The 7898-nt window shown below is 48.1% G+C and carries 8 protein-coding genes; 5 read left to right on the top strand and 3 right to left on the bottom strand.

The window, feature by feature from the left end; translation table 11 throughout:
* Positions 1–151: 151 nt before the first annotated feature.
* Positions 152–652, bottom strand: coding sequence for a tRNA adenosine(34) deaminase TadA (tadA, locus tag QUA78_RS30945; protein ID WP_172190043.1), 501 nt, complete (start codon positions 650–652; stop codon positions 152–154).
* Positions 653–731: 79 nt separating this feature from the next.
* Between tadA and QUA78_RS30940 the strand changes: the two genes are divergently transcribed.
* A complete protein-coding gene (locus QUA78_RS30940) occupies positions 732–1328 on the top strand; it encodes a TerB family tellurite resistance protein (protein WP_333306370.1) in 597 nt (198 codons plus the stop codon).
* 308 nt (positions 1329–1636) lie between these two features.
* Positions 1637–2470 (top strand): 1,4-dihydroxy-2-naphthoyl-CoA synthase, encoded by an 834-nt coding sequence (menB, locus tag QUA78_RS30935; protein ID WP_333202657.1) that lies wholly within the window; start codon positions 1637–1639, stop codon positions 2468–2470.
* Positions 2471–2692: 222 nt separating this feature from the next.
* Here menB and QUA78_RS30930 read toward each other — a convergent pair whose 3' ends face one another.
* The gene (locus QUA78_RS30930) at positions 2693–2983 is read right to left on the bottom strand and encodes a hypothetical protein (RefSeq protein ID WP_445302412.1); all 291 of its coding nucleotides are present in this window, start codon (positions 2981–2983) and stop codon (positions 2693–2695) included.
* A gap of 513 nt (positions 2984–3496) precedes the next feature.
* Between QUA78_RS30930 and QUA78_RS30925 the strand changes: the two genes are divergently transcribed.
* From QUA78_RS30925 to QUA78_RS30915, 3 genes are all read left to right on the top strand, one after another.
* The gene (locus tag QUA78_RS30925; RefSeq protein WP_333306374.1) at positions 3497–4720 is read left to right on the top strand and encodes a hypothetical protein; all 1224 of its coding nucleotides are present in this window, start codon (positions 3497–3499) and stop codon (positions 4718–4720) included.
* Between the two features lie 269 nt (positions 4721–4989).
* Positions 4990–5694 (top strand): PspA/IM30 family protein, encoded by a 705-nt coding sequence (locus QUA78_RS30920; protein ID WP_333306375.1) that lies wholly within the window; start codon positions 4990–4992, stop codon positions 5692–5694.
* A 299-nt stretch (positions 5695–5993) separates the two neighbouring features.
* Positions 5994–6776, top strand: a complete 783-nt coding sequence (locus tag QUA78_RS30915) for a PspA/IM30 family protein (RefSeq protein ID WP_333306377.1) — start codon at positions 5994–5996, stop codon at positions 6774–6776.
* Positions 6777–7450: 674 nt separating this feature from the next.
* Here the strand turns inward: QUA78_RS30915 and QUA78_RS30910 are convergent.
* Positions 7451–7639, bottom strand: a complete 189-nt coding sequence (locus tag QUA78_RS30910; RefSeq protein ID WP_333306379.1) for a hypothetical protein — start codon at positions 7637–7639, stop codon at positions 7451–7453.
* Positions 7640–7898 lie beyond the last annotated feature (259 nt).

Raw genomic sequence — 7898 nt, 5'->3', positions numbered from 1 at the left:
ACTCTAACCCTGGCGGGTTTACCCCATCGATGCTAGCCATCCCCCCTTTCGGGTTTCGGCTAAACGAATCGCACCTTACGGATTTATTATTTCAGTTAAAGGGTCAATTGCGATTAAACATCGCCCAGAAGAGAGTAAAAAATTTTACCTGTTAATTTTTCCGGCGCGCTTCAAACCAAGAAAGCAACCGATCGCGGCAAACAGACTCCATAATACCGCCTAGCACCTCTAAGCGGTGACACGAATGCGCGCTATCGGGAATATTAGCAGCAGTCCGAATCGTGCCAGTTTTCGGGTCATCTGCTCCGTATACCAGCAGGCCAATCCGAGCTTGTACGATCGCACCAGCGCACATCGGGCAAGGCTCCAGCGTGACGTAGAGCGTGCATTGATTAAGATGCCAGTCTTGCAAAACTTGCCCTGCCGCCCGCAAAGCCAAGATTTCAGCGTGAGCAGTCGGATCGCAGTCTCGCTCTCGCCGATTTTGCGCTTCGGCAATCAATTTGCCAGTACCGTCAACAATTGCAGCACCCACGGGTACTTCACCAGCATCACCGGCTGCTTGTGCCAGTTCCACAGCCCTAGCCATCCAGCGTTTGTGAATAAAATAAGTAGTATCACTAATAGACAACGGCTCAGTTTTAGAATTCACGTCATACCTACGTAACAGAAAAAACTTAAGATCGAGAAAGAAAGTTACATTACAGCTTAAGAGAGAGTCATTTTTAATTATGGACACCACCACGATCACCAGTGAAGTTGTTGAGCTGTTGTGTCGCATTAGCCGGCAAAAGCTCCGGGAACAAGATATCACTCCTTTGGTAGTCTTTCTGACTGCTCTGATTTCCATCCTGCGCGGAGTGATGATTATTGACAGGACGATCGCAGTTGAAGAAGAAGAACGGCTGCAAAAGACTCTCAAAGCCTTTGCCAGCGGCGACCGCGATCGGGTAGAACTAATTCAGCGCCTTATCAAAGGAGTATCCAAACAGCAGGTTTACTTCAACCCCACGGAATTGCTAACCCTGACAGCTTTGTTCTCAGAATCAGAAAAGCTGTTGCTCATCGGTTCTGGCTACGAAATGTCAGCGGCAGACGGACACATCGATATGCGGGAGCAAATGTACTTACAGTCGATCGCAAATCGGCTCGGCCTCGACTCCAGACATATTGCAGTCATAGACACTTTATTTACTAAAGAAGGAACCCTCGACTCAAAAGCTTTTGCCGAAGTTCAAGCTTTACTCGAACCCAGCGAATTCGAGTCCCGCGATCCGGTATTTGCGAAAGCAGCAAAGCACTTGCTGAGTATTTTAGTCCGCAAATAATCCAGCGCATATAAATTTTGGGGCAGTAAAACTAGTGATAAATGAGTTTGAGGATTTGACGCTTTTTCCATTTGAGACGGGACTTGCGCGCTCTTACCCTGAAAAACCGCGTTGTTTAACCGCTACCAAGAGCGCTGCACGGCGTATGTTGGTGAAAAACCTGGTTTCTGCCTAAGTCCCGCTTTATTTTTTTTGCAAGAGTCGATCGAGCCTTGTATCTCATTGAACCGAATCAATCTAAAATCTAAAAGCGACTTGTCGCTGCCTTGATAGACACAGTTTGGTCTCACATCTAAAATTGATTGATTATGCAAATTGAATGGCAAACCGCCAAAACCTACGAAGACATTCTCTATCACAAAAGCGGCGGCACCGCCAAAATTACCATCAATCGACCTCACAAACGGAACGCTTTCCGTCCCAAAACCGTGCAGGAACTGTGTGATGCCTTTACTGATGCCCGCGAAGACACAAAAATCGGCGTTGTCCTTTTCACTGGTGCGGGGCCTCATACAGACGGCAAATACGCCTTTTGTGCCGGCGGCGACCAAAGCGTGCGCGGTGCGGCCGGATATGTAGACGAAGGTGGCATACCCCGCTTGAACGTGCTCGACTTGCAGAAGTTGATTCGATCGATGCCCAAAGTTGTAATTGCTTTAGTTGCCGGCTACGCAATTGGAGGAGGTCACGTTCTGCACTTAATTTGTGACTTGACGATCGCTGCTGACAATGCTATTTTCGGACAGACCGGCCCAAAAGTAGGCAGTTTCGACGGTGGTTTCGGAGCTAGCTATCTCGCCAGAGTTGTCGGCCAGAAAAAAGCCCGAGAAATTTGGTTTTTGTGTCGCCAGTACAGCGCGCAGCAAGCCCTAGAAATGGGTTTAGTCAACTGCGTCGTGCCCGTCGAACAACTCGAACTTGAAGGGATGCAGTGGGCGGCGGAAATTCTAGAAAAAAGTCCGATCGCCATTCGCTGTTTGAAATCTGCTTTTAATGCCGACTGCGACGGTCAAGCCGGTTTGCAAGAACTGGCGGGAAATGCCACTTTGCTGTACTATATGACCCAGGAAGGCGCCGAAGGCAAACAAGCCTTTTTGGAAAAACGGCAACCTGATTTTAGTCAATATCCTTGGCTGCCATAGCTGGATGGAGAAATCAGTTTTTTTATGCGCTCATATTAAAGTAGATACTGCTGATTTTTATGAGTTAGTAAAGCCAAATGCACCCGATCGTCCAAAAGTGTCAGTATTGATACCAGTTCCTAAAAAGAATGAAACTGCTTTGCCAGATCCAAACCATGATAGTTATCAGTGATTCCCCAATCGAAAATCGAAAATGGTATTAGCTGTCCTGCTGCGGACTAACTAGACCGATACTGCTGCTGCCGATTTTTCTGTTAATGTTGTGCCTGTAAGCTGGCAGGCATTGCGCTCGGAAAGAGCGACTGCCGCATCCTGCAGCGTCAGAGTCGGTTCTTGCCACAGTCCAATTTCTTCTATGTTTTCCCAAGATGCCCCAAAAGGCGAAACCGCTAAAGAACAAGCTTTCCACTGACCTTGAACTGGCCCGCCTAGTAGAGCGCAAACACCCCCGCGTCTCCCCTCAGGGGTATAGTGGCGGCAGTGGCGACAAGCTGAAGTTAATGAGGTTTGCATAAAAATTCTTAGGAAAATCATTTTCATCTCTAATTCTCCTTTGCAGAGCTAGCAGGCCTTAGAGCATCCCAGCCTTTATTCTGTATGGGTTCTAGCGATCCCCGGAGCCTAATTAAATTTTATAATTAATTTATAATCTCGTTATATTTAGAAACAATTGCCTCAGTCTTGGCTCATTGTATAGGTAAAAACACAGGTTAAAAGTTTATAAAGCGGCTAGGGATCAAGAAAAAGTACAAATGCCGAACGAGTATGAGAGGTTATAAATAAGCGGTATCTCCGGATACAAAAAGCTGCTTCGAGTCTCGCTAAGCAGCCTCCGGGACACAACAACAATTAAGTTTTAAAATTAAAATCAAAAGATAGCTGCCGGCGATCGACAGCAGGCGATCCGGCCCCTGTTGCATTGACGCCAAAATTAGCTAATCATAAAATAGGCAAGTTTTCAAGCTTCTTGTTTATATCTACAATCAAAACATTAAAATCAATTCAGAGGCGGTAGGAGTTTTGCTAATGAGTAAGCGTTCTTCGGTTGAATCCCCAAATCATCAATCCTCTTCAACCCCAATCAAGCCTGCTTTGCAAGCAGTCCTGGGGAGTCTGGATGTAAACCTAGAAGCAGAACTGACAACATACAGAAGGCACAGGCGGCGCGCCGAACAGTGGGTGTCCCCATCAGTTCGTACTGGCAAGCAAACAGCCACAACCGAGCAACAGCTAGCCCAAAAGTTGCCCCTGGAGGCCGCGGAGGAAACCCAGCAGCCGCTGTCGCTGCCCCTATCCCTTGCCGGCATCCAGGGCGATGCCCCGCTAGCAACTACCAGGGGCGGCACAAAATTATCTAGCAGTGCCTTCGCACCCAACAATTATCTCGAATCCAGCGAAAAACTGATCGAAAGTTTGGACGAGTCAAAAGCCGAGCCTGCCGTCGAACGCAGTTTAGCAGCCAGTCTGTTAACTCCCTTGGGACTAAGTTCGATGCTGCTGTTTCTGCTGTCGTGCACAGCTTTGGGCTACGCAGTCATGCACCCGTCAAGTCTGGCTAAGATGGCCGGCCTGAACCGTTTTCTCGATCGCAGTTCACCCTCTCCAAGCGACAGTCCCGCCTCTACTGCCATCTCAGATACCGGCACCAAGGAACTGCCCAAAGCTCCAAATTTGGTATCAAAGGAATTTGTCGAGCTAGATTTGAGCACTCTCAGCAATGTCAATCCTACAGCCAGCGCGATTCCTTCCCCGTCGCCAAAAGCCTCAATCCCGCCCAATCCGGCAGCGCCTCCTGGCCCCAGCGCGGCTGTCCCGATTCCGACAGAAGATGGCAACCCCGCCAGAGGGAGAGAACAAGGACTCAACAATATCAGCACGGCTTTGCTTCCCAGTCCCCGCCCCAGCGCCCAGCCAGTGCCGACACTGCCGACACTGCCTCCAACACCCTCCCCAGCCCAGCCAGCCGCCGCATCCCCAGCGACAGCATCCCGGGCGACAGCATCCCCAGCCGCCGCATCCCCGCTGGGAAGGCCGGCACGCGCTGCCGACGGTTTCTATTACGTTGTCACCGATTACACCGACGAAAAATCGCTGCTGCAAGCCAGAACCGCAGTTCCCGATGCCTACGTGCGGAACTTCTCAAAGGGTGTCAAGATCCAAATGGGGGCTTTGAACGATGCTGCCTCAGCAGAACTTTTGGTGAAAGAACTGCAAGCAAAAGGGGTGAAGCCGCAATACTATCAGCCATAAATTAGGCAAAGAGAATTAAACTGAGGATCGGCGAGTAGGTTGGGCCCGCAGCACGAACCCTCGGTTTCGCTTCACCCAACATTTGCTCAGTTTTGATGGGTAACGCTCGCGCCCTACCCATCCTAAAAATAATCATGACGACCTAACTGAGAGGGAATTAAAAATTCAAAATTCAAAATTAAAAAGACGATTGATGAGTTTTGATTTTTAGTTTTTAATTCTGATTTCTCTGTCTTAATTCTAAAGTTGAAAATCGGGAGACGGGCCTCATGGGATTATTCGATCGCCTTTGGCGAGTGATTCGAGCCAATATTAACAGTTTGGTCGGCGCTGCAGAAGATCCAGAAAAAATTCTGGAACAGGCTGTAATGGATATGCAGGAAGATTTAGTGCAGATCAGACAAGCTGTGGCAGGGGCGATTGCAGCTCAAAAACGCACCGAACGCCAGTGTTCCCAAGCTGAGTCTACTGCAGCAGAATGGTACCAGCGGGCGCAGCTAGCTTTGCAAAAAGGCGAGGAAAATTTGGCGCGGGAAGCTCTGACGCGCAGGAAATCTTATCAAGAAACGGCAACGGCGATGAAAGCCAGTCTCGGGCAGCAAAACGCTGTTGTGACTCAACTTAAAGACAATATGCGGGCGCTAGAAAGTAAGATTTCCGAGGCAAAATCTAAAAAAGATATGTATATTGCTCGAGCTCGATCGGCTCAAGCATCGGAAAGGCTTCAAGAAATGATGGGCAATCTCAATACAGGCAGCGCTTTGAGCGCGTTTGAACGGATGGAAGAGAAAGTCATGCAGCTAGAATCTCGCTCCGAAGCAATCGCAGAACTCGGAACTAACGATTTAGAAAAGAAGTTTCTCTCTCTCGAAGGTGCCGAGGATGTCGATATTGAGTTGGCGGCGATGAAAGCACAAATGCTTCCGGGCAAAAATACACCCAAATTGCCCTCGGGCGAGCCGCCCGCATCCTGAACCCCAGGCAGCAGAACAATAGTTAGGACGAGCAAAAACTTCTCAACAGCCTAGCTAGAGATGGCTCGAAGCCTGTGGGGGAATTCCCGGATCGAAGTTAAACTCAATAGATAGGTGCATGAATAAGCTTGCCTGCATCACTTACTCGATCGCTTTAAACTGGATTTATCTGTCTGCAAAAATTGCCAAAAACTAAATCGCACTAAAAATCTGACAAGAGTGAATTTCACAACTGCGGGCTAGCGCCTAAAGCCTGCTTTCCGCCTACTTCGTACACCTCACCCTGGAAAAATAGCATTATGGGATTATTTGACCGCATTAGCCGAGTCGTCAAAGCCAATCTTAACGATCTGGTCAACAAAGCTGAAGACCCGGAAAAGATTTTAGAACAGTCCGTTACGGATATGCAGGAAGACTTGGTGCAGTTGCGTCAAGCCGTTGCCAGTGCGATCGCCACTCAAAAGCGCACCCAAACTCAGTACAATCAAGCTGAGTCTCAGTCTAACCAGTGGCAGCAGCGCGCTCAGCTAGCCCTGCAAAAAGGAGACGAGACTTTGGCCCGGGAAGCGCTGGTGCGCAAAAAGTCTCACGCTGAAACGGCGGCTACCCTGAAAGCCAGTCTGGAGCAGCAATCGGCTCAGGTGGAAAGCCTCAAGCGCAACTTGATCGGTTTGGAGAGCAAGATTTCCGAAGCTAAGACTAAGAAGGATATGCTCAAAGCGAGGATATCCGCTGCTAAGGCTCAGGAACAGCTCAACAATACGATTGGCACCTTGAATACTGGCAGTTCAATGGCGGCTTTCGATCGCATGGAAGAAAAAGTTTTGCAGATAGAAGCACGCGCGGGAGCTTCGGCAGAATTGGCCGCCGGCGGCAGCAATTTAGAGGAACAGTTCCGCTTGCTCGAAAGCGGCGGTGATGTTGACGACGAGTTGGCTCAGATGAAAGCTCAACTGACCGGAGGTTCTGTGTCTCAAGGTAAATTGCCGGCAGCGGGTAAAACTGCTGCTAGCAGCTCGGAGTCGAGTCCGGTGATTGACGCTGAGTTGGAAGAGCTGCGATCGGAACTCAATAAAATGTAGTAATCTCTCTCAAAATTCACCGGAAAACGAGGAGCCGCTGACTTCAGGCATGGGGAGGAACGCTTTCGGAGCGGCCCGGGCAGCCTATAACCAACTGCGTGGCCCCGGTTGCCTGGGGTGCAATTAACTCGTGATTAAGAATAACCATCCGCGCCAAGAAACGCTTTGATAAGGTGCAATCTCTGATTGCATCTCGTCTCAGCCTCATCGTAGCGCGGGTAAACAAGCAATGGCAGAACGTCGATCCGGATTACTTTCGATTTTGATGGACTCGGAAAGCGTAGATACCTTAAATAAAAGTAAGCGCAATTGCAATACCTCTTGTACTGTTAGTTGTTTTGAGTCTCTAAAGGTGATTTATCAACACCTTTAAGACTAGGATTGTGGTTCGATCGATCGCCGTCTCTGAAAGAGCTGGGGAGGTTAATATAATCGTTTAATACTTTATTAAACTTGCCCATACCTACTTATTGCAAGAATATTGATAGACGCTCCGTTTTGTCTAGCATTCTCAGGATCAGGTCGAAAACCCATAAATATTTTCTGGGAGAGTAAACCACAGTGGATGTAAAACTGACCAGCCTATAAAAAGGTAGAACGGAATACCACGATTCGTTAAATTGGTTAAAAATAATCGTTCAACAATCGCTAAAAGCTTCAAAAAAAAGTTGTAATCACTCAAAAAATAGGGCGTTGCTCCACCCAAATTTACGCTTGTTGACAAGTATGATCCCATTCATGCAGGTAGAAGCAGGAATCAGACCAAACAGCGAAAATACTTCTACTGGAATGGTGAAGCAAAGATTAAGTTTAGCCAAGTTGGTATAGCAGATGTCAACTATTTCTGAGATGGCAGCTTTCATAGAATGCTCCGCCGACCTAAAGCGCTAGCTTGGGGATGTCGGAGCTTTTTTGCGGGGGTGTTTAGAAATACATAAAAATAGCACTATGTCAAGTATCTTTATGTTGATTTAAACAATTAATTCTTTCAAAAAAGTGATAGAGTAAATTTATTCCTTGCAATTGCGCCGGCCGCACCCGAGCGTAAGTAGGGCTTGCTGAATAAGTCCAAAAAACTCAAAAAAGTTCGCTCGCGCTATTGCTCGCCCACGCTCAAATTAA

Origin of the sequence: Microcoleus sp. K4-B3 (assembly GCF_036704615.1) — a bacterium.
Lineage (GTDB): Bacteria > Cyanobacteriota > Cyanobacteriia > Cyanobacteriales > Microcoleaceae > Microcoleus.
The sequence above is the reverse complement of the archived record's forward strand: the minus strand, read 5'-3'. Positions and strand labels throughout refer to the sequence as shown.

What these genes read in the sequence shown, in the direction of transcription:
- QUA78_RS30940 (WP_333306370.1), top strand. Translation starts at nt 732, where the DNA reads ATGGACACCACCACGATCACCAGTGAAGTTGTTGAGCTGTTGTGTCGC.
- QUA78_RS30915 (WP_333306377.1), top strand. Translation starts at nt 5,994, where the DNA reads ATGGGATTATTTGACCGCATTAGCCGAGTCGTCAAAGCCAATCTTAAC.
- QUA78_RS30925 (WP_333306374.1), top strand. Translation starts at nt 3,497, where the DNA reads ATGAGTAAGCGTTCTTCGGTTGAATCCCCAAATCATCAATCCTCTTCA.
- QUA78_RS30920 (WP_333306375.1), top strand. Translation starts at nt 4,990, where the DNA reads ATGGGATTATTCGATCGCCTTTGGCGAGTGATTCGAGCCAATATTAAC.
- QUA78_RS30910 (WP_333306379.1), bottom strand. Translation starts at nt 7,639, where the DNA reads ATGAAAGCTGCCATCTCAGAAATAGTTGACATCTGCTATACCAACTTG.
- menB (WP_333202657.1), top strand. Translation starts at nt 1,637, where the DNA reads ATGCAAATTGAATGGCAAACCGCCAAAACCTACGAAGACATTCTCTAT.
- QUA78_RS30930 (WP_445302412.1), bottom strand. Translation starts at nt 2,983, where the DNA reads ATGCAAACCTCATTAACTTCAGCTTGTCGCCACTGCCGCCACTATACC.